The organism is Dapis hubbardiae BLCC-M172, from assembly GCF_050016015.1.
Lineage (GTDB): Bacteria > Cyanobacteriota > Cyanobacteriia > Cyanobacteriales > Microcoleaceae > Trichodesmium.
In genome coordinates this window covers 1-26091 of sequence record NZ_JBNHEQ010000226.1, presented here as the reverse complement: position 1 = coordinate 26091, position 26091 = coordinate 1, and the positions used below count along the sequence as shown (strand labels likewise).

Here is a 26091-nt window from a genome sequence, read left to right as displayed (position 1 = left end):
CTGGAGAAAGTAATTGAGAAGGGAGCAGCAAAAACAACTGCTCTCTCAAATAATTTTTAGGGTTTGGAGACCAAACCCCTACTTTTTAGATTGGCTCTAAATTTATTTAGAAGTAAATAATTTAAAGTAGTTATAAACGAAAAATTCTTTGATAGGAATTGCTACAAAGGTTAAAGGGTTAATTGTGACGATAATTGTTCTAACGTCTGCTTTTGCTAATTTAACTATTTGTTTTGCTACCCAGTCAGCAGACATAATTCCTACAGGATTTAGATTACTTTTAAACGGACCTAATATTAATTTCCGAATCACACAAGGAGAATCTAATTTCCTCAAAGTAACTAAATCTCCGAGAGTTCTTTTTGTTAGTTCATAAAGGGGACTAAAGGCTGGATTAACTTCTGCTTCGGAGGTATTTACCCAGACTTCTTTACAGGCAATATCAGAATTTGTTTTGACTGTTTTGAGGAATATTTCTAACATTCGCCAGCTAGAAAATGTGTTTATTTCGTAGGATTTGGCGATCGCTTCTGCTGTCTTTTCTCCATGTACGTTAATTCCGTGGTTTAAGACTAATATATCTACTTTTTCTAATAATTCTGCTAATTTATCCTCTTGACCTATTTGCCAATTTATGGTATTTAGTTCTAAGCTTTGACCGTCTATGTCTAAGGTAATGGTCTGGTCTTTGGATGTTAGAGCAATAATTTTGGCTCCTGCTTGATGAAGGTGTTTCAGGAGACTTTGGCCTAAACTGCCCGAAGCTCCTGTGACGGCAATTGTTTTACCTTTGAGGGAAAGTGCTGTACCCATGAGTTTATCTACTAAGGTGAGGGTTCCACAGAAATAGGCGTTTTGATTGTCGAAGTGGTGTCGCCAATGGTAGGGACGGTTTACGAGCCAGTTGGCTGGAGGCGTTAAAAATGCACCGGGAAGATGATTGAGGTCTGTAAGTTGGTCAGCATTGGGAATACCTATGGCGCGGGCGATCGCTGGAAAGGAAAAAGTTAAGGTATAAGTAACACCTGCCAGAGTTGCCCCTTGATAGGAAGGCATCCAGACAAAAAATGAAGCCCATAATAGCATACCAAAGGTTAACATTACCACAGATTCTGGTATGTCGTGATACCAAGTAGCTTTTTGATACATTTCTGTACTGACAGTAGTTAGGTCTGGACGGAAAACGCGATGATGCCAAGCATGCCATTTATAGAGGGGCGACCAAATATGAGAAACTACATGATAAAGGTCTCGTATGAGTTCGGCAAAAAGTACAGAACCGAGAATTAGACAAGTATTAATTATCCAAGGATTAAGGGAGGAAAATTGCATGGGGTTTACTACTAAATATAGCTACAGTCAGAAGTTAGTAGTCAGTAATCAGTAGGGTCGTTTCGCTGCGCGACATATAAAGCGGAGCTTTGCGTTAGCACATGGCCATTCGCCCCTACATTATTGCTCTGACTAAATTTGAGAGGCGCGAGAATGTCTGCGCCAGTAATAGCAACTTCTATAATTAACAAAATAAGACAAACATATTTTAGGGTAGCACTATTTTCAGTTATCAGTTATCAGTAATTAGTTATGAATTTACAGCATATCAAGTAGGGATGTTACATAGAACGTCCCTACTTTACAGATAATTCTTTTTTAATCTTCTGGCAAAAATCTATAAAATCTTGAAAGGTTTTTAAATGTTCTGGTTCTAATGTAATTCTCTTTTTTAATTCATCTAAATAGGATTGATTTTTAGCCTCTCCTGGATTTTTTTTAGAATAATTAATTTTCTTAGCTCTAAATATTTCCTTGATATATGAAAAGTGAAATTGTGTATGATTATAATCTTGACTATAATTACCCATTAATTCTGGGTCTTTGACGGATACATCATAATATTGTGCATAATCTGAAAGAGGTTTTTCCAGAGGTTGTCTAGAGTCGAACAATTTTCTATTTCCTAATAGCCTAGTTTCGATACATCGGTTTTGAATAATGGAAATAGGCTTAACTTTTCCTAATTTTAAGTGCAGGTCATTTCAGTTAACTGATAACTGTTAACAGTTATCAGTTAAAAGTACCTCTGGCTAAACCATCCGGATTGAAATACTGAAGTTGATTTTTTTTCATCCCCTTTTAAGGGCAGGGCTGTTTCATTCTTGGTTAAGGTAGAGGGGGAGCCGGGGAGCAGGGAGCCGGGGAGAATTTTTCACCATTTACACACTAATTTTCCCCAAAGAATATCGAGCAATAATTTTGGTGAAGAAATGGATTTTTCAGAAATTTCGTTGATTTGACCAAGATGTGAGCAGGGAGCTTTTCCCTACCTCCAACACTAAAAATAGTCAGTTTTTCGTAACTTTTCCCCAAATTTTTATCGACGTGTCCCCAATTCTCATAAATAATCGATTATTTATTTTACGCCTGAAACATCCCTGGCTTTTAAGGGGAGGCTTTAGACCTTATTTTTTGGTCATTTTTTACAATAAAATCTTCAATTTCTTGTTTTTTACTGGCGACTGTTTCTGCCTCAGTATCAAGACAAATTACCTGGTAATTATATTTGTCTGTTTCTTGGATTTTTTTTATGGCATCGGGAATATATTCGTGAATAATTGAAGGATAACCATGAGCGCTAACTAAACAGTAATTATTATGATTAGCTTGATGATCAAGTTTGACTTTTGTGAGTTCGGGTAGAAGATGTTTTAGCCAAGATTCATAAATTTTTTTCTCTGTACTTCTGCCTTCTAAAAGGAAATAAATATTTATTCTGCTTCTACCTCTTCGGGAGATTCTTCAAGGATATTAATTAGGTCGATAAAACCTTGATATCTAGATGGGGAAATTCCTAATTATTCAGGTTATTTAACTGTTATGATGTTGCCTTGGTGAGTGACAATTTTCCAATATTTATTTCCGATATTATTGATGATGTATGGATGGTGACTGGTAATAATAAATTCTAGTCTAGGATTTTCTAAGATTAAATCTGTGACACTATCGAGACAATTAACTCCTAAACTCTTTTCAAATTCATCAATTAATATTACGCTGCCTTCGGGAGATAAATATAATTCGCTAATGTACATCAATGTTTTAAACATTCCTGAAGAAATATGTGGTGGTAAAATCCAATTAGATACTCCTTTTTCTTTCAAGGATAAGGCTCTAGACTCTTTTAAAATCTAAATTAATGGTTCATAAATTTTGTCATTGAAATTTAATAGGGATTCTATTTTAATATCTTCTACTGTCTCAAATATTTCCATAAATATATCTTTGATTTTGTGAAAAGTTTCTGGTAGATATTGATAAACCAGAGATAACTTTGTAAAACTAAAAAGGCTGCTTTCTTGAATCTCACTGAAAGAACTATTTTGATAGTTTGCTAACATAGAAAGAGGTATTATCGGAATTTTTTCAGAATCTTCATCCCAATGTGTATCTATAATTTTATTAAACTTTTCCTTGACAGGATTAATATCTTATTCTTGATTTAGTAATTCTACTGTACTTTCAAATGGTGATAATTTCGGAATCTGACTACCTTTAAATATAATTTTTTCTGAGTCTCTTTTAATCATAAATTCCTCATTTTTAGAGAGATTTTCAGAAATAATTTTAAATTTAGGCTGTGCCTCAGAATCATTTATTATTATCCGAAACTCTTCTACAGTTTCAAATTCTCCTTGTCAACGAAACGATATGATATATTATCTTTAGTTAGAAAAGTTATATCCCAGTAATACCATTTCTCAAAAATATTGCTATATATGATTGGGTGGCGGAGGGACGTTGCATAAGGGCGTCCGTACGGGAGTGTGGGAAGTGGGGGGAGAGGAAAAGTAGCGATAATCTATACTAACTAATAATTGTTAAAAACAGACTTTAAATTTTGGTAAATACTGGACTGTTGAAGTATAGCTAAAGTATAGTATTAATGCATGGTAATTGGTATAAACTCCATTAAATGACTTGCCATTAGCAATTCCTTTAAGACCCAAAATTAAACGAATTATTTGAGTTTTTTCGACGCCAGAAACACCAACTAACAAGTTAAGATTAGGCGAAAATTAAATGGTTTTGAGATACCAAGATTGTGCGCGATCGCCAAATTATAATTTTTGGATTTTCATTTTTCATCTATCTAAAATGATTCTATAAATCATATCACGTTTAGATAATTTATTGTTAATAAAATGCCAAACTTGTAGGGTGCGTTAGACGGCTCAAATATAGACTATAAAAATAATTTAGCAATCCGTTGTAACGCACCGTTTTAGGTATATCGGGTTGCTACCTTTATTCAATCTTGACAAATATTTCCACTGTTTTATTGGGTTCTAAATCTAAATATCTAGCACGAATAGTAGAATTTGATTTGACTTGAATAAAGCTAGTTATTGTTGTTGGGTTTTTCCGTTGGAAATGCTCCGCAAACGTTCCATGCTGCGCAATGCTAGCGCAAACAACCTAACCTACTATTACTCAAATTTGACAAATATTTCTACAGTTTTATTCGGTTCTAAATCTAAATATCTAGCACGAATAGTAGAATTTGATTTGACTGGAACAAAGCTAGTCATACTCCCTAAAGAAAGTAAATCTCCTTTTTTTAATTCTTTTCCTTCAGCTTGCAAAGAATCTTTAATCCACAACACAACATTTAAGGGATTTCCTAATAAACCACTACCATTTCCTGATGCTAATACTTTGCCATTTTCGTCTAACATTTCTATCCGTAAATTTTGCAAACGATTTTCCCATTCATCAGTATCAGCTACAGGAATAGGTTCACCTAAAATTCCTGTTCTTGCGCCAACATTAATTGCTAAAAGAGCAGGAGCATCTATTTTTATATCTTGACTATAAACTAAATCTCCTAATTCAATAAATGGGATAACTGCATCTAAATATTTTAAGGTTTCTCTAGGAGTTTGAGCATTATTAATTTCTGCACTTCCTACCCTCATAATTAAGTCGCCTTCTCCAATAGGGCGACTGCCAAATTTAGCGGAAATAACACTACCATTTTCTAATAACATTTTTTCTAGAAAAACACCGCGCAAAGGCTGAGAAACATTGAAACTTTCTTGAGCTTTTTGATTAGTTAATCCGGCTTTATAACCAACTACCGAACCGAGACTTTTACTAATTTCTGCCACAAACTGATTTTGAATTTTTTGTGCTTGGGGTAAAGTTAGATTTACTGTTGTTTTGACTGGAGTTTTTTGGAGGTAATTTTCTACTAGATTTTCTACGAACTGGGAATTATTATCTGGAGTAACTGTAGATGTAGAATTTTTGTCGGAAGTTTCTGTTTCTGGTGGGATGTTTGATGTTTCAAAAGAGCAAGCTGAAAGGAAAGAGATTAAGAGTAAAATCAGATATTTAGATATGTGCATAATTTTTAGTTTTTAATAAAATTTTGTCAGTCTTTTTTCCATTTAGAACAATCAGGAGTATTTTTAGGATCGGAATCTTTATCTTGTTCAATTTCCTTGATTTTATTTTGGTTAGCTTGCTTGTCTATAGGAAGCCATTTTTTCAATCCATATTTGTCTTCAACTTCTGTACCTTTTACATATAGCAATGAGCGCTGGTATATTTAAAATGGCAGCATTTTTTAACAGATAGTCTATATCTTCTAATGGGACTTACACAACTTAACTGGTAAAATTAGACTATAATGCTTGGTCTACAATAATTTTACGTCTCCCGCGATCGCTACGGGACTTACACAACATTTTAGAGCTGCCGAAATCAAGTAAATATTAAGGGGCGTTCATTACTTACTCTACTTGGATTCCAGTATTTTTATCAAGGTTTACTTTAATTGCGAAAAGCCAGCTTATATGAGACTTTTGGCGAAGTTTACACTTCTCATCTTAAGCCCAAATATAGCCCAAACTCTGTTTATGAAAGGCAAAGGTGTCAATGTTGTTAGTTAACCAGTTAAAAAAATGGTGCATACATGGCTGTACGAAAAGCTTTATCAACTTCCCCTAGTAATCCACCCAGATAGTGGCGGAATCCTGTTTTGTGGGGTGGGTTTTTCCCACAATCATCAAACTGTTTACACCACCTTTCACGCGCAAGGGGGCATTGCAGTAGGGGTTGTTTCTTTCATCGAATAGCGATCGCGGGAGACGTAAAATTATTGTAGACCAAACATTATAGTCTAATTTTGCCAGTTAAGTTTTGTAAGTCCCAATAGGTAGCTCGGTAGTTTCTTTCTAGTTCATCTATACTTAGGTGTTCTTGGATACTTAAGCGTCTTGGCATAATGGCGATCGCTCCAGGGAATTATTTTTCTCCTCTTTAATTATACACAAACGATGCTACCGGACATGAAATGAAACCAAAACAAAAAAAATCAGGGAGTCAGTCAGACTCCCTATTCCAGACTTTTATACTCACTAACAAACTAAAGAAGCTATTCTAATGCTTTTCTAAAATTTTACTTGGCAGACTTACGCTTAGTCGCAGCAACTAAACCACCTATCGCCACTAGACCTAATACAGTAGAAGGCTCAGGTACATCTTCAGCTAAAATATCACCTCCTGATGTAATAGTGAAATCGTAGAGACCTTGGAAGGAACCTTCAGAATCATCATCGTATACTGTAGCTAATTTGTCAGGTCCACCAAACTCGTAGGCATATCCTAGTAACATACCGTCACGCTCAATTGCTACAACTTCACTGAATGCAAAACCTGAACTATGGTCTTTATGACCTGCAAGTTGGAAGAAGATATCATCATTACCTCTCTTTTGTACTGTAGCAACGTTAGGGTCACTGATTCTCATAACTTGTGGGGTTCCTCCATTTAGTAAATTACTACCTGTAAAAAATTCCCAACCCATATTATACATTTGCTGAGAAGTTCCAAAAGCCTCTAAACCACTACCTACGGTTGAAATTCCTTCGTTATACCATTGATGGAAAAAGGAAGTATAGCCATAGCCATCTTTTGTGGCAGCACCAAACCAGTCACCCCAAGTCATGCTACGGAATGTAACGTCTGAGCCATCATTAAACAAAATTTCTAATTCTGTAGCAGTCATCATATCAACTGCATTAGGATCGCCTAACTGACCAGATAATTCTACGTTGCCGTAATTTGCATTTTGAAGAATATAAGTTAGATCGACACCAGGTAAATTAGGGTCTAAGTCACCTGTACCATCATCTGAATAAACTACATTAGGTCCTGTTACTGTAGCGCTTGTGATGCTAGCCGCCATTGCCGGAGCGCCGAAAACTGCACTCATACCAGCAACAACAGAAGCACTTGCTAAAAATTTCTTTACTAAACCTGCCATAATCTTTACTCTCCTTAATGTTTGATTTGTGTCTTGTCAAAATTAGCTAGGCTAAAAAACTTATAAACAACTGGTTAAATGGAAATTAATCTATCTATTAAAATCATCAAAACATAAGTAACAAGATATTATGTGTGTTTCAAATCACCGATAATTATGATTTTGATTTGGTCTTTTGCGTAACAATGTACCTGTAGTTAGGATTTATATTGTTTGCCAGTCGATTTAAGCTTTTTTCCTTTTCGCTTAAACCTATTATAAGCAGATTTAAAATCAAATGTCTATAGTTTTATATGAAGTTTTAGTGAAGTTTTACCCCCTCTAAAACATAGTTGAAATCACTTATGTAATTACACGGAGGTAAATTTGGGGCAGGTTTATTTAATTCAATTATCACTATCAAAATTAATGATAGAACCTGCCCCTACAATTATTTATGACAAAAATTAATCCGTAGGGGTAGGTTCATCCATTGAATAAAATATCCAACAATAAATCAAATCAACCCATCCCCCAAAATCCATAAATCACACAATTATTTATGACAAAAATTAATCCGTAGGGGTAGGTTCATCCATTGAATAAAATATCCAACAATAAATCAAATCAACCCATCCCCTAATTACCATCACCATCAATTGATTTGGGGCAGGTTTAGTTAATTCAATTATTACCATCACAATCAATGACAAAACCTGCCCCTACAATTATTTCAATCCGTCAATTGCACAATTATTTATTCCCAAAATTCACTGATAACTGATAACTGATAACTGATAACTGATAACTGAAATAAACCTGCCCCTACAATACAACTATCTCTGTAAAAATACCGAAATTTTCTCCACAGCCCTTGACAAAACTTCCGGTCTATGAACTAAAGCAAACCTCACATATCCCTCTCCCGCCTGACCAAAACCAGCCCCTGGGGCAACCGCTACCCCCGTACTTTCCACTAGGCCAACACAGAACCCCACAGAATCATTTGCCCACAATTCCGGCAACTTTGCCCAAACATACATAGTTGCTGATGGCATTGGCACAGGCCAACCAATTTTATCCAATGCTCCAACAAAAATGTCCCGCCGTTGCCGAAAAATGTCCACAGTTTCTCTAACCACCTCTTGCGGACCAGTTAAAGCAGCGATCGCTCCATTGAGAATGCCCCGATACTGATTAAAGTCAATACAGGCTTTAACTTGTCGCAAAGCCTGAATCAACTGAGGATTACCAATGGCATAACCAACTCGGAAACCTCCCATACTATAGGACTTAGACATAGTAAAAAATTCTATAGACACAGTTTTTTCCGGGTCAGCTTGAAAAATGGAAGGAGCAAGAGCCTGTTTTCCGGGAGCTTCAGAAGATGAATCAAAAACAAAATCCAGATAAGGAGCATCGTGAACCAAGACCAAATTATGTTTTTGGCAAAAAGCCACAGCCTCTTCCAGAAAAGATAAAGGAGCGATCGCCGTTGTGGGATTATGAGGATAACTCAAAACCATCATTTTTGCCTGAGCCAAAACAGATTCAGGAATATCTGCCAAAACAGGCAAAAACTTATTTTCTGCCAACAAAGGCATTGGGTAAACTTGACCTCCCGCCAAATACACCCCACCACTATGAGAAGGATAACCGGGGTCTTGCAACAAAGCAAAATCCCCAGGATTCATTACAGCCAAAGGTAAATGAGCCGTACCCTCCTGGGAACCAATTAAAGCTAAAACTTCAGTTTCCGGATCTACAGAAATGCCAAATTTCCTATTATACCACTGAGCTGCTGCCTGCCTAAAAGCTTCAGTGCTAGAAAATAACGAATAACCATGAGTAGAAGAATCTTGTAGAGATTGAGCGATCGCTTCTAAAGCATGGGGAGGCGCTGGTAAGTCAGAAGAACCTAGAGACAAATCTATTAAATCTTTTCCTGCCGCCTTTGCCCTTGCCTGAGCCATATCCATATCAGCAAAGACATTAAAACTTAGAGGTTCTAAACGTTTTGATAACTGCATTTTTCAAGAATGTATAATTAAGAATTGAGAATTAATTAATTAACTTACCAATTCTTAATTATACATTCTATTTTTGCCCTTGCCTGAGCCATATCCATATCAGCAAAGACATTAAAACTGAGAGGTTCTAAACGTTTTGATAACTGCATATAAATAATTGATAATTGATAATAACAACTATCTCTAATTACCGAAAAATTACGGTCGATAGCCTCCCTTTTTAAGAGGATAAAAAAAGAGAATATTACTACTTATGTCAAGCCTCCTTATTGCAGAGGGACTGATAACTGATAACTGATAACTGATAACTGATAACTGAAATTACTCCCTTCCCAGCGCAAGATTATAATCATTAGATTATTGCAAGATATAGCTTATAGCCAAATTTAGCTAGGTAATCTTCTAGCGGGAAGGGAGTATCAATTATTAATTATTAATTATTAATTATTAATTATTAATTATCTAAATGAGGTTCCAACATCTCAACTAACTTTTTCTGTGTAATGCTCCCTTCATGGGAGAGTAATATTTCTTCATTCCGAAACAGTTTAAGTAAAGGAAGTCCTTCCACCTTATATAACTTAACAGTTTCAGGGTTAGGATCGACCTCCATCTTTACTACTTTTAGGCGATCGCTATACTCAGTGGCCACCTTTTCCACTGAAGGAGCAACTAATTTACATGGACCACACCAACTAGCCCAAAAATAAGCTAATACAGGCTTTTCTGACTTAAGGACTTCAGCTTCAAACTCAGAATCAGTAATGACAATAACATTGCTACTCACGTTTCTTCCATTCCATATTGACTAAAATTTTCTAATAAAGATTTTCTATTATTGCTGATCATTTGATCAAAATTAACTAGGTAAGCAAAACTCGACCCAAACTAATAAATTTTCCTAAATTATTCTTGAGGCTATCAACCATCATCTTCACAATCCTGACTCCTGTACGGGGGAATGGCCATTCCCCCCTACGACTGACTCGTGACTCCTGGCTCGTGATTCCCTCAATAAAACTTTACATCAACTTACCCCCCACAAAGTCCTAAGTTGATCCCCGCCTCTGATAGACTTTAACACTGGGAGAGCAAAATAAAAAAGTTTTCCTCAGCAGTTGGGAGAATAAAAATTCATGGATAACGTAATTGGTTTAGAAATCATCGAAGTAGTAGAACAAGCAGCGATCGCCTCTGCTCGTTGGATGGGAAAAGGTGAGAAAAATACTGCAGACGAAGTAGCTGTAGAAGCTATGCGGAAACGCATGAACGAAATTCACATGAGAGGTCGTATCGTTATTGGAGAAGGGGAGCGAGATGAAGCTCCTATGCTCTACATTGGGGAAGAAGTAGGAATTTGTACTCAGCCCAATGCTAAAGATGTCTGTGATATAGACCAGCTACTTGAGATTGACATAGCAGTTGACCCTTGCGAAGGAACAAACCTAGTTGCCTATGGTCAAAATGGTTCTATGGCAGTATTAGCTATTTCTGAGAAAGGTGGTCTATTAGCAGCACCAGATGTCTATATGAAAAAATTAGCAGCACCAGCAGTAGCTAAAAATCATGTAGATATTAATAAGTCAGCTACCGACAACCTCAAGATTATTTCAGACTGCATGGAACGTGCTGTTGAGGAATTGGTGGTTGTAGTGATGGATCGCCCACGTCATAAAGAACTCATAAATGAAATTCGTCAAGCTGGTGCCAGAGTTCGTTTAATTAGTGATGGTGATGTTTCTGCAGCAATTTCCTGTGCATTTGCAGGTACAAATATCCATGCTTTGATGGGTATTGGTGCTGCACCAGAGGGAGTAATTTCTGCAGCAGCCATGCGTGCTTTAGGAGGCCATTTCCAAGGACAACTGATTTATGACCCAGCTATTGTCAAAACTGGTTTAATTGGAGAAAGCAAAGAAGATAACATGGCTCGACTTAAAGAGATGGGCATCGAAGATCCAGACAAAGTTTACAATGCTGAAGATTTAGCTTCTGGAGAAACAGTCCTATTTGCAGCCTGTGGTATTACTCCTGGTACTCTAATGGAGGGAGTACGTTTCTTCCCTCATGGTGCTCGTACCCAAAGTTTGGTTATTTCTTCTCAGTCAAAAACTGCTCGGTTCGTAGATACCGTGCATATGTTTGGAGAAGCTAAAACATTGCAATTGAAATAGAAATAGTATTGGATAAATTTAGAGTATATCCAAACTAAAAAATGACCTACGAACCGAGCAGTCATAAGGTCATAATTAATTCCTCATATCAATTCGGATGGTTGAGGAATTATTAGTGTTTTGGGGTAGGTTTTAAGTTAAATATTGAGGTGCAAGAATTTTAACTAGCCATCAGCTTTTAGCATTTCCGTCTCGGAATGCTCCGCAAACAGCTATCAGGTTTTTAACCCAAGCTTAAAAAATCCAGCAGCTATTGCACCGGATGGTTTAAGAGGGGAAAAATCCCTTTCTCGTAAGTAAAAAAAATGATATTACTTATTGCTGAGTGCTGAGTGCTGACCGCTTGTTTAAGTATCCATCAAAAAGTTAACAGTTAAAATTTATCAAAGTTTATGGTGGTAGATTTTTCTCTCCACCAAAGCACACCACTAATTGAAGCAATATAGTGGAAGTCTTAAACAAGCCTGTTAAAAATATTAACTGTTGATGGATGACTGATACCAAATAGCTAATATCTGTTCATTAATTGATAATGGATAATGAATAATGGATAATTACCTCTTTAACAATTGATAATGAACTTGGTAAAACCTGCCTCATTTTTTTGAGTAAGTTATAATCGGCACTAAAACGATATAAATTTCTCCTAATTCATTCTTTAATACCAATTTGATAAATGTTTGCTACAAATAGGTAGGCTATTTATTAAAACTCAGGAGTCAGGAGTCAGAATGTAGAGATTTAATACCATTTTTCGGCTTTAATTTATCTTTTTCATCAAATATACATTTTCACTCTTGTCTTTTAATAGTCCTTATTATTCGTAACATTCTTTTTTTCAACTGGTATAAGATTCCTCCCTTCAAAACGGGATTGAAATTAAAAAGAACAAAAAGTTAACAAAATAAAAATTATATGAATATCGCCGTAATAGGACTTAGCCACAAAACAGCTCCAGTCGAAGTTAGAGAAAAATTAAGTATTCCAGAAACAGAAATACAAAATGCAATTACTCAATTGTGCGGTGGAACTTATACCCAAGAAGTAGGAATTCTTAGTACCTGTAATCGTTTAGAAATTTATGTAGTTACTAATGAAATGCAGCCTGGAATTAGGGAAGTAACTCAGTTTCTTTCTGACTCTAGTAAAATACCTTTAACTCAACTTCGACCTCATTTATTTATGCTACTCCATGAAGATTCTATTATGCACTTAATGCGAGTTGCTGCTGGATTGGATAGTTTGGTATTGGGTGAAGGGCAAATTTTATCTCAGGTTAAACAAACTCATAAACTTGGACAACAATATAAGGGTATTGGGCGAATTCTTAATCGTTTATTTAAGCAAGCTGTAACTGCTGGAAAAAGGGTTAGGACGGAAACAAGTATTGGTACTGGTGCTGTTTCTATTAGTTCTGCTGCTGTGGAATTAGCTCAGATGAAATTGGAGAATTTATCTAATTATCAAGTGGCTATTGTTGGTGCTGGTAAAATGTCAAAATTATTGGTGCAACATTTATTAGCTAAAGGTGCAAATAAGATATCTATTATTAATCGTTCTGTGGGACGCGCTCAGGATTTAGCAAATAGTTTTAAGGATGCAAATATAAATGTTTATTCTATGTCGGAAATGGGTCAGGTTATTGCTGATTCTGATTTAGTTTTTACTAGCACTGGTGCAACTGAACCGATTTTAGATAAGGCTAAATTAGAAGTAATTTTAGACCCTTTAAAATCTGTAATGTTGGTGGATATTTCTGTACCTCGTAATATTGCTACTGATGTGAGTGAATTGCCTAATGTTCGTTGTTTTAATGTGGATGATTTAAAGGCGGTTGTTGCTCAAAATCAAGAAAGTCGTCGGCAAATGGCTATGGAGGCTGAGGTTTTATTGGAGGAAGAGGTCGAAGCTTTTGATGTGTGGTGGAAAAGTTTAGAAACGGTTCCGACTATTAATTCTTTACGACAAAAAATAGAAACTATTAGAGAGCAGGAATTGGAAAAAGCTTTGTCTCGGTTGGGGTCAGAATTTGCGGAAAAACATCAAGAGGTAATTGAGGCTTTGACTAGGGGTATTGTGAATAAGATTTTGCACGACCCAATGGTACAGCTAAGAGCGCAACAGGATATTGAGGCGAGGCGTCATGCGATGGAGACTTTACAACTTTTGTTTAATTTAGAGACGGAAGTTAGTTCTGGAAAAGTTGTTTAGTTAGTGCGTTGGCTAGTTTAGTGGGGTGTTCATACCCTACTATAATCTATCTAAGTTTTTTAGTTGAATAAAAAGTCTAGTGCAGGGACGAAGTAAGCCCACTGAATGAATAGTATCGCCTTTTTTTCCTGTTGTCAACCCTCTTTATTCTTTGTCGTTTTTTTTGAATGCCTATAACTAGGGTTTGCTGAAAAAGTCTTTTTAAGGAATATAGGGAATGGGGGAGTAGGGGAGTAATTTTTTTGCCCTGGTCTGTCAAAAATACTAACTTTTTGAGTATTTTTGACTGAAACAGGTGGGACTTTTTTCGACCTAAAAAGGCTAAAACTTTTATTTGTAAACGCTTTGAAATTTAATCAGCAGAGCAATAACTAAATTAAAAAAATTAACACCCTCGCAACTGGCGAACAATACTGAAAATTTCTCCTCTACCAAAGAATGCGCCAAAATATGCCAAAACAATTGAGTTGTAGCTTGATTCAAAATTTTCAGCTTTTTCAAAAGTAGTGACATATAAATGTTGACCCCCAAGAGGATGACTCAGGTGGTAGATGTAATAACCATCGTCTAGTTGACTAACAAAAACTGCATTCTCAAAATCTCCTCTGGATAGACCCACAGGACCACAGTGTTTACTTCTGAGTAATGCCTCACGCAGTTGCTCAAAATTATTAATCATAGGTTTGGTAGTAAATGGATCGTGATCTGTAAACATATGCCAAATGCTTTGGTCAGAACGTGGCATATTTCCTGTCAAAAAATATGCAAAATGTTCACAATTACGATGACCTAAATGGTAATCAATTCCAGGTGTAACTAGCTTAACTCGTTTTTCTATTAATTCCTTAGTTACTCCAGTACGCTTTTCTAAAGTTATCTCTTTCAAGTCACCACTATTCCCCAGCCACTTATACTCGGAACCTACTTGAAAAAGTTTTTTTCTGAAAATATGCCCTTTCCCGCCTATCCAAGATGTTCCATCCCAAGTTCCCCATTCAATAGCTTCTTTATTACCAATGTAAACGAAAAAATGGTGAGTATGTGCAAAAAGCTGAACTGACAAAATATCACCAATTTGGTATTGCATTTTAATTTTGGGGACTAATAGATTTAGCTATTAAAGCTTGGAATTATAGGATTAAGTAAAAGCAGTTTAACTCACTATCCTATTGTTCAGTTTGCCAAATAAATGATGTAAATTAAATTGAAAATTGAGTATTTTTATGTTGTGGATAATAGCTTTAAATCTATAAAATAAAAAATTGATAGGAAGGTTATATTATGAGTAAAACAAAGCCTATTTCTGAACAATTAAAACCTATTTTAGAAAATGGCGATCGCGACAGCTAAAATCCTTTCATAGGAAGAAACACTTGTCTCAATCTCAAGTGAAACAACTATAATTCGGCTTTGCTGAAAAAGTCTGTTTTAAGGAGTAGGGGAGTAATTTTTTTGCCCAACTATGCTAACTTTTTGAGAATGAACAGCTAAAAACCAGGTACTTTTTCAAAACTTAAAAATGCACCTTATTTCTCTGTCAATGCTTTTATATTTAATCAGGAGAGGAATAATTAGCTAATCCTAATTAATTCCTCAATACTTTTCTTGTTAATTTTCCACATCTCCTCTTCTTCCCAAACCCATCTACTATCTACCCGTTCCACTGTACCATCTAAATTAAACACAGTTACTGTTGCTAAAGTCTCAATCCATACAGTCGCTCCACAACTATGAGGCTCATCTGGTCGATAAACAATCCGACAAGGACCGTGAATCTCCATTTCGTGACCCTTACTTAAAATCTTAGAGCCACGTTGGGCAGAAAGTACATATTCATCTTTGGCTTGAGGATCGACTTTTTTCCGCTTCCGATTTTTCTCTATATTAGGTCGATTAAAATGAAGGGTATTTTTACCACAATGGCGCAGAGGCAACCAATTGGGTTTGGGGCCGCGTTTTTTACCAGAGATTCTTGGTCTTCCTTTGTATAGAGGAATTCCCCAAGTCCGACCATTAATTTTCCGAGCGCCTTGAATCCGACCTTCCTTGACTAAAACTCGGACTCGTTGGGCAGAAATATTCAATAAAGAAGCAGCTTCAGTTGTACCAACAAGCATAATATTTAACTATTGCGTACAACAGAATAATACCAAATAATACAAAAATTACAAAGCCATACATTTGGGTGCTTCAGATAAAAATGTTTTTGTTAATCTGGGATTTCCTGAAAAAAACAGAGTGTGCGGAAAGGAGTAAGATAAAAAACTCCCAAAAAGATTTTTCTGCCTAAGAATTCTACATTTGTTCTAGCCAGTAAATCCAGGTAGAAAATCCAACTTATCTCTTGTACAGCATACATTGTGCCGTTTTTTCAAAGGGGAAGTTCAGGTATACTATTTAATTTAATAGCCTACGGCTCAAAATTAAAAATTAGCTAGATTCTTAATTAAATATGTGTTAATTTTTACAATAAAAAATAACAATGGAACAAATTAATTATCAACAATTAAAAGCACAAATAATTACAATTTTAAAGATAAATCCCGATATAAAAGTTTATGGTTTAGATGAGCAAGTAGAAAAACACGACAGTAGAAGCATTGATGAAAATCTTTTGTCTGATGAATGTTTAAGAGCTTATTCTTGGTCAATAAATTATCTTAGTCAATGTAGATATACTAAAGAAATCTCATTTAGAAGCCCAATAAACGTTTTACAATTAAGTCAAGATATTAGTAACTGGAGTAGTACAGAAATACCTGAAGGTGTAGTAATAGTAGCCTTGAAAAGGTTAAATAAAGAATTCTACAAATATCAAGGTGATGTAGTTACTAATGTAGCTACGAAACAAAAACTCTACAACTTCAAAAAATCAAACTCTGAGTTTTACTGGAAATCAAACATTGTGAAATACTCCTCACTTAAAGACGAAATGGAGTTAATTTTAAAAGAAAATCAAACGTTATGCACTAATGGAATGTCGGCTAGTCTTAACTATAGGGATAGGGAAAGCCTTTGTAAGCCCATTGGTTTAGAACAATACTATTAGTCAAAAGCTTGGTTGAGTAATTGTATATTTATAAAAAGTTTCACCATGGGTTCCTATGGATTGAAACATTATGCAGAAAACTGGGCAAGAAACTACATCTGCAATGGCGCTCTAATTGCAGCAGCTATACATAAGGGAATTGACTATAAACCTCTTGGGGGAGCAAATGTTTTACTACCTATTTCTAAGAAAACTTTTGGGAAAAAAGTTGATGCCCGTAGAACAGTTACCGACTATAATACTTTTTATAATGGAGCCGTTCCAGAATCTATTCAATTTGTTTAGTCATCTATTAATATTCCAATCGCTGAAAATTAAAAGTTAGCAAAAAAACAGCCAGGAAACTTAATTTCCTAGCTAATAACTTTTAACAAAAAAACCTCAACTTCCCATAGTTGGAGGTTGCGCCGGAATAGAAGCAATTATTGCATCTATCACTTTAGCGATAGGCAAAATACGCATTCCTAAATCTGGCGGTTGCTGACCTTTGGGAATAATTGCCTTTTTAAAACCCAACTTAGCAGCTTCCCTTAATCTCAACTCCAACTGAGACACTGGTCGGACTTGCCCCCCTAATCCTACCTCTCCCAACAAAACAGTTCGGGGGTCAACTACCCGGTCGCGAAAACTAGCCACTACAGCAATAGCTATCCCTAAGTCTGCGGCGGGTTCTTCCACACTCAAACCTCCTACAGTCGCCACATAAGTATCCAATTTTGATAAAGGAATGCCTACCCTTTTTTCCAAAACTGCCAAAATCTGTTGTAGCCTACTACTATCAATTCCAGTAGTAGAACGTCGAGGCGAACCATGACTTGCCGGACTTACTAAAGCTTGAATTTCTACAACTATGGGTCGGGTACCTTCCATTGACACAACTGTAGAAGTTCCTGAAGAATATTCATCCCTACTTCCGAGAAATAATTCTGATGGGTTTAATATTTCTTTTAAACCATTAGCCACCATTTCAAATACTCCAATTTCGTGAGTAGCACCGAAGCGATTTTTCATAGAGCGCAACAAACGGTGAGAGGCAAAGCGATCGCCTTCAAAATATAGAACTGTATCTACCAAATGTTCTAAAACACGCGGACCTGCTAAAGCACCATCTTTAGTTACATGACCGACTATTAATAAGGTAATATTTTCTCTTTTTGCCACTTGCATCAAAGCGGAAGTACATTCCCGAACTTGAGCAACCGAACCAGGAGCAGAAGTCAAAGAAGCAAAATAAATAGTTTGAATACTGTCAATTACTGCTAAATATGGTTTGAGAGATTCCAACTCTCTTAAAATTACTTCTAAATCTGTTTCTGGCAATAAAAATAAATTTTCCTGAGAAGTTGTAGGAGAATCTTTTATAGATTCAGAATTGCCATTATTTTCTTGACTTTCATTTGAAGATAAATTCTTATCCATCTCAATATTTGAAACATTATCCTTATCCTCTCCTTCTACTTCATTATCCTTATCCTCTTCTTCTACTTCATTGAAATTGACAATTAAACGTTGGGAACGTAATTTCACTTGTTGTCCAGACTCTTCCGCCGACACATACAAAACCCGACATCTACTAGACAACTGATTAGCCACTTGTAATAAAAGAGTAGACTTACCAATACCAGGTTCTCCACCAATCAACACCAAAGAACCAGGAACAATTCCACCACCAAGCACTCTGTCTAATTCTTCAAAACCAGAAGGCATTCTCGACAAAGTTTGGTCAGAAATCTGAGATAATAAAAAAGATGCCCTTGGTTGACCAGAAGAATCATCTCCTTCAAATGTTTGAGAACCAATACCAATATCAGTCAGCCCTAATCTTTGTAGAGCATTTGTAGTTGATTGTTCTATCTCCTCTTTTAGAGAATTCCAAGTATTACACCCAGGACATCTGCCCAGAAATTGGGAAGACTCATACCCACATTCTGTACATACATACTTTGTTTTCTGTTTTGGCATTTCTTAAAATAAGTTAATATTCACCAGCAAATATAAAAAAATTTTGCTCTTCTAGGGTAGCCATGATAAATTACTACAAAATAAACTCTGTAATCACTGCTATGCAAGGATTATGGAAATACAAAAAAGCAATTCTAATAACAATCAATTTTCCTAAAGGTTTAATCCTCTGCTATTTAAGGATTTAAGTTTATTGAAACTACTAAGAAGCTATAACCAGTCTAGGAGAGCCAAAAATTTCAAGTTTAACTAATTCTAAGCTTAGGAGTAGTATAGCTAAAAAAGAATTGGTTAGGACTTAGACTAGATTATGAATCTGAGACTGGGAAATGTTTTTTCCACTGTTCCCTGTTCCCTCCTGTAAAAAATGGTAATTTCTACTGTTATTTTGATGATAGAGTTAAAAAAATTAATATAATCATAAAGCTTAGTTAAGGAGATTTAGGAAAAATGGAAAATAATAAAGAAAAAATATTGGTTGTCGATGATGAAGCAAGTATCCGTCGTATTTTAGAAACTCGGCTGTCAATGATTGGCTATGATGTTGTTACGGCTGCTGATGGGGAAGAAGCTTTGGAGACTTTTCACAAGACAGAGCCAGATTTGGTGGTATTGGATGTAATGATGCCAAAATTAGATGGTTATGGTGTCTGTCAAGAGTTACGGAAAGAGTCAGATATTCCCATAATTATGTTAACTGCTTTGGGAGATGTTGCAGATAGAATTACAGGTTTAGAGTTAGGTGCTGATGATTATGTAGTGAAGCCTTTTTCTCCAAAAGAATTAGAAGCCAGAATTCGTTCAGTATTACGTCGGGTAGATAAAAATGGGGCTAATGGTATTCCTAGTTCTGGTGTTATTCAAGTCAGTAGTATTAGAATAGATACTAATAAGCGTCAGGTTTATAAGGGTGATGAAAGGATTAGACTTACTGGTATGGAGTTTAGTTTGTTGGAGTTATTGGTAAGTCGTTCTGGAGAACCTTTTTCTCGTTCTGAAATTTTGCAGGAAGTGTGGGGTTATACTCCAGAGCGTCATGTGGATACAAGAGTTGTGGATGTTCATATTTCTCGGCTTAGGGCTAAGTTGGAAGAAGATCCAAGTAATCCAGAATTAATTTTAACTGCACGAGGTACTGGTTATTTATTCCAACGCATTACTGAACCTGGTGAAGTTGGTTGAAATACAGGGAGGGAGTAGGGAGGAGTTGACAAGGGTAAGTTTTTTACCTTTTACATCAAAGCAGTATAGGAAGTTTGGGGTATAAAAGAAGCACGTTTCTGTTGAGATTATATACTGAATAAAAGTCTACTGATCCCTTTATTAAAAACTTACCCCTATAATATAGGGAGTAGGAAGAAAGAATTGATGAATAAGATTACGATAATTGATTTGATTTTTTATTATTTGAAGATATAGCAATCTGCCCATTGGTTGTAAAAATTTTTATAATAGTTAATTTGAGCTAAAAACTTTGAAAATTCTGACTCCTGACTCCTGACTCCTATCAGAGATACTAATAACTGAAAATATGACTCAACCAGACAAAAATAAAGTATTACGAATGCTCCCGATAATAACAGGAGGATTAGGTGGAACTTTACTAATGATTAATCGATTTTTCACCCCTAATCTTTTAGCTTCTCAAGCTCGTTCCGATGTAGTAGGAGTGATTTTAAGTGCTTTTTTAATTTTGACTGGTTTACTCTGGCAACAAATACAATCACGCTCTCCTGATACTGTTAAATTAATTGGTGAATCAGGATTTGAATTATTACCAGAATTATCAGAAATAGCTAAAACTGAACTTGCTTGGGCTTCTAGTTTATTATTAAGTAATACAGTAACTAAAACTATTATTATTTGGTATGAAGGGAAAGTTTTATTAAGAAGAGGAATTTTACCATCTGAATCACAAGTACAACCAGGAGCTATTTTAAAGCGAGTTTTGGAGAAACAAAAACCTATTTATTTAGTAGATTTAAAAGTCTATCCAGGTCGTATTGAATTTAATTATTTACCAGAAAATACCCAAGGTGTAATTTGTCAACCTATTGGCAATAATGGTGTAATGATTTTGGGTGCAAATGCTCCTCGCAGTTACACTAAACAAGATGAAAATTGGATTTCAGGAATAGCAGATAAATTAACATATACTCTATCAAAAAAATCTGGATTGTTTCATTTTTAATAACCACCTGTATGTGGAAATTTTAATCATTGTGGGGAGAGTAGGAAATGAGGATAAAATAAAACTTGAGGGTTTAATATCCTCAGAGAGTACAGAATGATTTACCTTTCTATTCTATATATAGCATTCCTATTTAATTTATTTAGAAAATACTATGAAGCATTAGAGTTTAATCAGAGGGCAGGATAAACTCAAAAATCAAAGGTTTTTCTTACTCCTTAAAATTCCTTTCCGCAGTTTCAATTACTCACCATTAAGGATAATAATTCAACAACTTACCAGTTTCTTGTCTAAACTCTTTCAGATAATTTGGCGATCGCTATTGTAATAGTTATCCTAGTGAAAACCCGATCTACAAATTAGCGAATTAATCTTTAAAAAGAGTATATTCTGCCAGTGGGAGAAATATAAACTGATTTATGGTCGGTTGTTTCTGAACCTGGTTTAACTCTAACAGTAACTACATTATCCTCTGCACTATATTCATAAGTAAGTAGAGTATCATTATATATATTTACTGTGCTATAACCACCGGGTTTGCTTGTCAAGTCAACTCTAATGTTTGTAATTCTTCCTGGTGGTAAAAGTTTTTCTACTTCAGGAACTAAGTTATAGTTAATAGTTGTTCCGGTTTGATTTAAAATTTTGATTATAATTGGCTTTTTTGGATCTGCTGCTTGAGCTTCTGGTTGCCAATGTCCAGGTACATAGCTAGGAGCATTTTGGGATAAAACTTCTATAGGATAAATTGTTAAGCTTGAAGTTATTAATACTATTGTTATCAAAGCAATTTGTTTCATAAGATAGGGAATTAATAATTTTGAGCAAGAGAAAAAAAAGTAAATTGGAAGAATGTATTACCTACTTAGGGTTTGCTGAAAAATTCTTTTCGTAAGGACGAGGAGTCAGGAGTCAGACTTCAGGAGTCAGGAAAAAATGGGAGTTATACAGTAGGTAGTCAGAAGGATAGTTCCTGAATTTTTCTACCATAGTGAGCAAAAAATACTAACTTTTTGAACCTGAGCAACTGAAAAGCTGGCACTTTTTTAGGACTTAAAAAAGCCTAAAACTTTTATATGTGAAGGCTTTTATATTTAATCAGCAGAGCAATAATTAGGGAATAATTAATAATTGGAGCTTGCTGAATAAATCTCAAAGTATCGACAGATAAAGGCTTTAGGATTTTTAGGTCTTAAAAAAGTGCAAGGTTTTCGGTCTAAAAAGGTTGAAAAGTTAGGATTTTAGGGTGATACGAGGCAGAAAAATCAAGGGATAATTCTTCCCACTACCTCCTCTAAATTCCTCATTACTCATTACTCCTACTCTTACCATTTATACTTTTTCAGAAAACCCCAATCATTCAACTTAAAAGTCTCCCCTTGAAAGGGGAAAAAGAAGTTGTTAACTAAGTTTAACGCTCTTGCATAGCCGTTCCATTTTTCATGTCGTGCAACAAAACGCTATATCCAATCTCCCCTCAATAAAAGTGCTAGGATATTTCCTTATATTCAATTCCTTTACGGTTTTAACTATAAGTAATTATCCATTATCAATTAATTAATAAGCAGCTATACAAAATTAATTACACATTTATACAGGCTGAATTATTTTTATTCTAAATCTCTCAGAAAATTCGAATAGGTAAATAATTTTGTTTAGGTACTCAATGTTAATCTTGACTATTTGTCTTATTTCTTATTTAAGAACTTGCATAAACTTGTTTATAGTAAGTCTGATATTCTTCAGACAATAATGGTTCCCACCAATCTCGGTTATTCAAAAACCATTCGACAGTCTGACTTAAGCCTTCTTCAACAGTTACCGAAGGTTGCCAACCTAACTCAGTTTTAATCTTTGTCGCATCAATAGCATAGCGTCGATCATGCCCTGGTCTATCCTTGACAAAAGTAATTAATTTTTCACAAGGTTGCACAGGTAAATCATTCCCTAACTCATCCATAATTTGACACAACATTCGCACTAAATCAATATTTTTTACTTCATTATTTCCTCCAACATTATAAGTTTTTCCTGGTTGACCTTTATGAATTACCGTATCTAATGCTCGACAATGATCTATTACATATAACCAATCTCGAATATTCTGCCCATCTCCATAAACTGGTAATTGTTTTCCTAATAACATATTGATGCACATCAGAGGAATTAACTTCTCAGGAAAATGATATGGTCCGTAGTTATTAGAACAATTAGTAATAATTGTAGGAATACCATAAGTATGGTAGTACGCCCTAGCAAGATGGTCACTTCCTGCTTTGGAAGCAGAGTAAGGACTATTTGGAGCATAAGGTGTCGTTTCTGTAAAGGCAGGGTCTTCAGAACTTAAGCTACCATAAACTTCATCAGTTGATACATGGAGAAATATACACCTACGATCTGGATTTTGAGCAAGAATCTGATAGTGACTTCTGAATGCTTCTAATAAAGTAAAAGTACCCACAACATTAGTTTGGACAAAAGCTGCTGGTCCTAATATAGACCTATCTACATGAGATTCTGCTGCAAAGTGGGCTACTGTATCTATATCCTCTTCCTGGAGTAAGCTATCTACCAAAGAGCGATCGCAAATATCTCCTTGGACAAAACGAAAATTTGGCCTGTCTTGTAAATCAGCTAAAGTTTCTTTGTTACCAGCATAAGTTAGAGCGTCTAACACAACTATTCGGTGATTAGGATAGGTGTCGCTCCAATAATGGACAAAGTTAGAACCAATAAATCCAGCACCCCCAGTTATCAATAATCGACTTTCCATAATTTTCTTCTCCTAAAACTAAAATTATCAAAGATATAGAACTACGTCTTTTAGTTAGAACAATAAATTTGAGTTGTACGGGAATAGGTCATTTCAGTTATCAATTATCTGTGAACCTCCGACTAAAGTCCTATGCTTGATCAACATCTTTCTTAACATAAAAATTGACAAAATAGACTGGTGTGTAAATATAATCTATCCTCTGTTACTGATCAATTTAGCCTATATATTGATGACAAAGTAATATTATTAATCTAGCCAATATTCCGTGTGAGGAAAATAATAGTGAGTCAGGAAGAAGTATTAAAACAAGCAAAACAAGGAGACCCAACAGCGATCGCTTTTCTAATCAACCAGACATTAAACAGTATAGGAATTAAAGCTAGGGTTAATGTTCAGAAAAACAATCTGCATATTTTACTAGAAGGCTCTGAACTACCAGATCAGCAAACTTGTATTGGAGTTATTCATCAAGGAATGAAAGCTCTCAAAGCACCATCCATTGATTTTGTCAATATTTATGGGCGAAGATTAGGTCATACAATTCCTGAGTGGACAGAAGTCATTGAATTACATCAACCTGCAATATACCATCCGGCGGGAGTAGGGACAATTTGGTGGCAACCAGAAAATACAAATTATTCCCAAGAATCTTCTCAACTTACTTTACCTAACCCATCTAAAAAAGCAACTTTACATAATTCAGAAATAACCCAGAAAAAGCCAAAAGAAGAAGTAGATACTTCTGTTATTTATCTCAATCAACCTGCGAGAAAAAAAACCAATTTAGCAATAATAGAAAAATCATTTTATCCCAACCCTATTGAGAAGCAATCTTCACATAAAAATAACAAATTTATTTGGCTATTAGCAAGTGCGATTAGTATAATATTAGTTCCCATATCCACTTTGATTGTTAATTCTCAAACTTACAGATTACCCGATATTATTTCAAATATTTCTCCACAATCAAAAATACCTGATACTAATACCTCAGTAGCAGAATTTAGTCAATCAGCTACAATAACTATATCTACTCCCAAAAGTAGACAAAATTCCACAGTTAAACCCAATAATAATCAGGTTAATTTATCAGAAGTTTCTGAATTTATTTTATCGTCAATTAAATCTCCTATAAATCCTGATACTAGAATCACTATTAAGGCAGTAGGTGATATTATTCCAGGTACTAATTATCCGAAAAATAAATTACACCCAAAAAAACAAGACCTATTTGCATCAGTCAAACCACTTCTGCAAGATGCCGATATTGTATTTGGTAATTTTGAAAGTACCTTAACAAGTTACCCAAGAAGTCGCAAAAGAATGGGTAGTGGTCGAGTATTTGCTTTTAGAACACCACCAGATTATAGATATTTATTGAAAGATGCTGGTTTTAATGTATTGAGTGTGGCAAATAATCATTCTTTCGATTTCTTCAAGCAAGGTTTTGAGGATACAATTACCAATATTCAAAGTTTAGGAATGCAGGCAGTTGGTAAAAAAGGAGAAATTGTTTATCGGAAAGTTAAAGGAATTAATATAGCGTTTATTGCTTTTAGTAATTATAGTTATCATAATTCTATGCTTGACCTAGATGCTGCTAAGAAACTTGTGGAAGAAGCAGATGAAAAGGCAGATATTGTTGTTATTTCTGTTCATGCAGGTGCAGAGGGAACTAGAGCTTTAAGAGTCAAGAATAAAACGGAATATTTCTTTGGTGAAAATCGAGGAAATAAGGTTTTATTTGCTCATAAGTTAATAGATGAAGGTGCAGATTTGATTTTAGGTCACGGTCCTCATGTACCTAGAGCAATGGAAATTTATCAAGGAAAATTAATTGCTTATTCTTTGGGAAATTTTATGGGTTATCGTACATTATCTAGTAAAGGGAAGTTAGGATATTCTTTGGTTTTAGAGTTAGATGTTAATCCTAGAGGAGATTTTGTTTCTGGGAAAATTTTACCTGTTCATTTGAATAGTAAGGGTATTCCTTATCCTGATAAACTTGGTCGAGGTATTAAGTTAATTAGGGAGTTAACAAAGAAAGATTTTCCGAAGACAATGTTAGAAATTGATGCTGAAGGGAAATTAGAAGTTAAAAGTTAAAAAAGAATCTGCTTTAGATGTTGTTGTGGAGTCTTTTCTAATTTTTTTGGAAAAACTTATCGGGGAATTTCCAAAAGTTTTTGTTGGAGAGTAGAAAGATTCAATTCTGACGGTGGTATTAAATTTCTTCTATTTGTGATTGAGCTTCTATTGTTCTATACGCAATAGGGAATTTTGCTTCAAAGAAACAAGGTTTCGTGGCGATTGAATCAAATTTTTATTTTTGATTTCTCTTTATTGCTCTATACACAATAAAAGTTTTTACCTACCATTTTCTGATTTCTGG

21 protein-coding genes and 1 pseudogene are annotated in these 26091 nt (G+C 35.2%); 7 read left to right on the top strand and 15 right to left on the bottom strand.

Annotation, left to right across the window (positions count from 1 at the left end; genetic code table 11):
• Nucleotides 1-102 precede the first annotated feature (102 nt).
• The 10 genes and pseudogenes from ACP6PK_RS20915 to ACP6PK_RS20870 all read right to left on the bottom strand — a co-directional run bounded on the left by ACP6PK_RS20915 (nucleotide 103) and on the right by ACP6PK_RS20870 (nucleotide 10123).
• A complete protein-coding gene (locus tag ACP6PK_RS20915; RefSeq protein ID WP_426562300.1) occupies nucleotides 103-1332 on the bottom strand; it encodes a bifunctional sterol desaturase/short chain dehydrogenase in 1230 nt (409 codons plus the stop codon).
• Nucleotides 1333-1628: 296 nt separating this feature from the next.
• A complete protein-coding gene (locus ACP6PK_RS20910) occupies nucleotides 1629-1946 on the bottom strand; it encodes a hypothetical protein (protein WP_426562298.1) in 318 nt (105 codons plus the stop codon).
• Nucleotides 1947-2861: 915 nt separating this feature from the next.
• On the bottom strand, nucleotides 2862-3158 hold the full coding sequence (locus ACP6PK_RS20905; protein ID WP_426562296.1) for an AAA family ATPase: 297 nt from the start codon (nucleotides 3156-3158) through the stop codon (nucleotides 2862-2864).
• Between the two features lie 27 nt (nucleotides 3159-3185).
• The gene (locus ACP6PK_RS20900; protein WP_426562294.1) at nucleotides 3186-3395 is read right to left on the bottom strand and encodes a hypothetical protein; all 210 of its coding nucleotides are present in this window, start codon (nucleotides 3393-3395) and stop codon (nucleotides 3186-3188) included.
• 1089 nt (nucleotides 3396-4484) lie between these two features.
• Nucleotides 4485-5405 carry a 2-keto-4-pentenoate hydratase gene (locus ACP6PK_RS20895; protein ID WP_426562292.1) on the bottom strand — a complete coding sequence of 307 codons (921 nt, stop codon included), beginning with the start codon at nucleotides 5403-5405 and terminating at the stop codon, nucleotides 4485-4487.
• 26 nt (nucleotides 5406-5431) lie between these two features.
• Nucleotides 5432-5593, bottom strand: coding sequence for a hypothetical protein (locus ACP6PK_RS20890; RefSeq protein ID WP_426562290.1), 162 nt, complete (start codon nucleotides 5591-5593; stop codon nucleotides 5432-5434).
• A gap of 398 nt (nucleotides 5594-5991) precedes the next feature.
• Nucleotides 5992-6130, bottom strand: a pseudogene (locus tag ACP6PK_RS20885) (IS701 family transposase); the annotation flags it as partial.
• Nucleotides 6131-6460: 330 nt separating this feature from the next.
• Entirely contained in the window at nucleotides 6461-7327 is an 867-nt protein-coding gene (locus tag ACP6PK_RS20880) for an NF038130 family PEP-CTERM protein (protein WP_426562288.1), read from the bottom strand.
• An 815-nt stretch (nucleotides 7328-8142) separates the two neighbouring features.
• The gene (locus ACP6PK_RS20875; protein WP_426562286.1) at nucleotides 8143-9336 is read right to left on the bottom strand and encodes an LL-diaminopimelate aminotransferase; all 1194 of its coding nucleotides are present in this window, start codon (nucleotides 9334-9336) and stop codon (nucleotides 8143-8145) included.
• Between the two features lie 454 nt (nucleotides 9337-9790).
• Nucleotides 9791-10123: a thioredoxin family protein gene (locus ACP6PK_RS20870; RefSeq protein WP_094676556.1), complete on the bottom strand. Its 333-nt coding sequence runs from the start codon at nucleotides 10121-10123 to the stop codon at nucleotides 9791-9793.
• A 349-nt stretch (nucleotides 10124-10472) separates the two neighbouring features.
• Between ACP6PK_RS20870 and glpX the strand changes: the two genes are divergently transcribed.
• A complete protein-coding gene (glpX, locus tag ACP6PK_RS20865; protein ID WP_426562284.1) occupies nucleotides 10473-11510 on the top strand; it encodes a class II fructose-bisphosphatase in 1038 nt (345 codons plus the stop codon).
• 915 nt (nucleotides 11511-12425) lie between these two features.
• A complete protein-coding gene (locus ACP6PK_RS20860; RefSeq protein WP_426562283.1) occupies nucleotides 12426-13721 on the top strand; it encodes a glutamyl-tRNA reductase in 1296 nt (431 codons plus the stop codon).
• Nucleotides 13722-14106: 385 nt separating this feature from the next.
• Here ACP6PK_RS20860 and ACP6PK_RS20855 read toward each other — a convergent pair whose 3' ends face one another.
• Complete coding sequence (locus ACP6PK_RS20855; RefSeq protein ID WP_426562281.1) at nucleotides 14107-14808, bottom strand: lecithin retinol acyltransferase family protein; 702 nt, start codon at nucleotides 14806-14808, stop codon at nucleotides 14107-14109.
• 484 nt (nucleotides 14809-15292) lie between these two features.
• Nucleotides 15293-15838 (bottom strand): DNA-binding protein, encoded by a 546-nt coding sequence (locus ACP6PK_RS20850; RefSeq protein ID WP_426562279.1) that lies wholly within the window; start codon nucleotides 15836-15838, stop codon nucleotides 15293-15295.
• Nucleotides 15839-16203: 365 nt separating this feature from the next.
• Here ACP6PK_RS20850 and ACP6PK_RS20845 point away from each other — a divergent pair, with 365 nt between their 5' ends.
• Nucleotides 16204-16770, top strand: a complete 567-nt coding sequence (locus tag ACP6PK_RS20845) for a hypothetical protein (protein WP_094674213.1) — start codon at nucleotides 16204-16206, stop codon at nucleotides 16768-16770.
• A 45-nt stretch (nucleotides 16771-16815) separates the two neighbouring features.
• Nucleotides 16816-17055: a hypothetical protein gene (locus ACP6PK_RS20840; protein ID WP_094674215.1), complete on the top strand. Its 240-nt coding sequence runs from the start codon at nucleotides 16816-16818 to the stop codon at nucleotides 17053-17055.
• A gap of 96 nt (nucleotides 17056-17151) precedes the next feature.
• Here ACP6PK_RS20840 and radA read toward each other — a convergent pair whose 3' ends face one another.
• Nucleotides 17152-18732, bottom strand: a complete 1581-nt coding sequence (gene radA, locus ACP6PK_RS20835; RefSeq protein ID WP_094674217.1) for a DNA repair protein RadA — start codon at nucleotides 18730-18732, stop codon at nucleotides 17152-17154.
• 450 nt (nucleotides 18733-19182) lie between these two features.
• Here radA and rpaB point away from each other — a divergent pair, with 450 nt between their 5' ends.
• Both rpaB and ACP6PK_RS20825 read left to right on the top strand, forming a co-directional pair.
• Complete coding sequence (rpaB, locus tag ACP6PK_RS20830) at nucleotides 19183-19914, top strand: response regulator transcription factor RpaB (protein ID WP_094674219.1); 732 nt, start codon at nucleotides 19183-19185, stop codon at nucleotides 19912-19914.
• Between the two features lie 349 nt (nucleotides 19915-20263).
• A complete protein-coding gene (locus ACP6PK_RS20825; protein WP_426562276.1) occupies nucleotides 20264-20923 on the top strand; it encodes a cofactor assembly of complex C subunit B in 660 nt (219 codons plus the stop codon).
• Nucleotides 20924-21297: 374 nt separating this feature from the next.
• Here the strand turns inward: ACP6PK_RS20825 and ACP6PK_RS20820 are convergent, their stop codons facing one another.
• Together ACP6PK_RS20820 and rfbB are read right to left on the bottom strand one after the other, a co-directional pair.
• Complete coding sequence (locus ACP6PK_RS20820) at nucleotides 21298-21723, bottom strand: hypothetical protein (protein WP_426562274.1); 426 nt, start codon at nucleotides 21721-21723, stop codon at nucleotides 21298-21300.
• Between the two features lie 899 nt (nucleotides 21724-22622).
• Nucleotides 22623-23696, bottom strand: a complete 1074-nt coding sequence (rfbB, locus tag ACP6PK_RS20815) for a dTDP-glucose 4,6-dehydratase (protein WP_426562272.1) — start codon at nucleotides 23694-23696, stop codon at nucleotides 22623-22625.
• A gap of 285 nt (nucleotides 23697-23981) precedes the next feature.
• On the opposite strand from rfbB, the gene ACP6PK_RS20810 reads away from it, so the two are divergent.
• Nucleotides 23982-25805: a CapA family protein gene (locus ACP6PK_RS20810; protein ID WP_426562270.1), complete on the top strand. Its 1824-nt coding sequence runs from the start codon at nucleotides 23982-23984 to the stop codon at nucleotides 25803-25805.
• Nucleotides 25806-26091 lie beyond the last annotated feature (286 nt).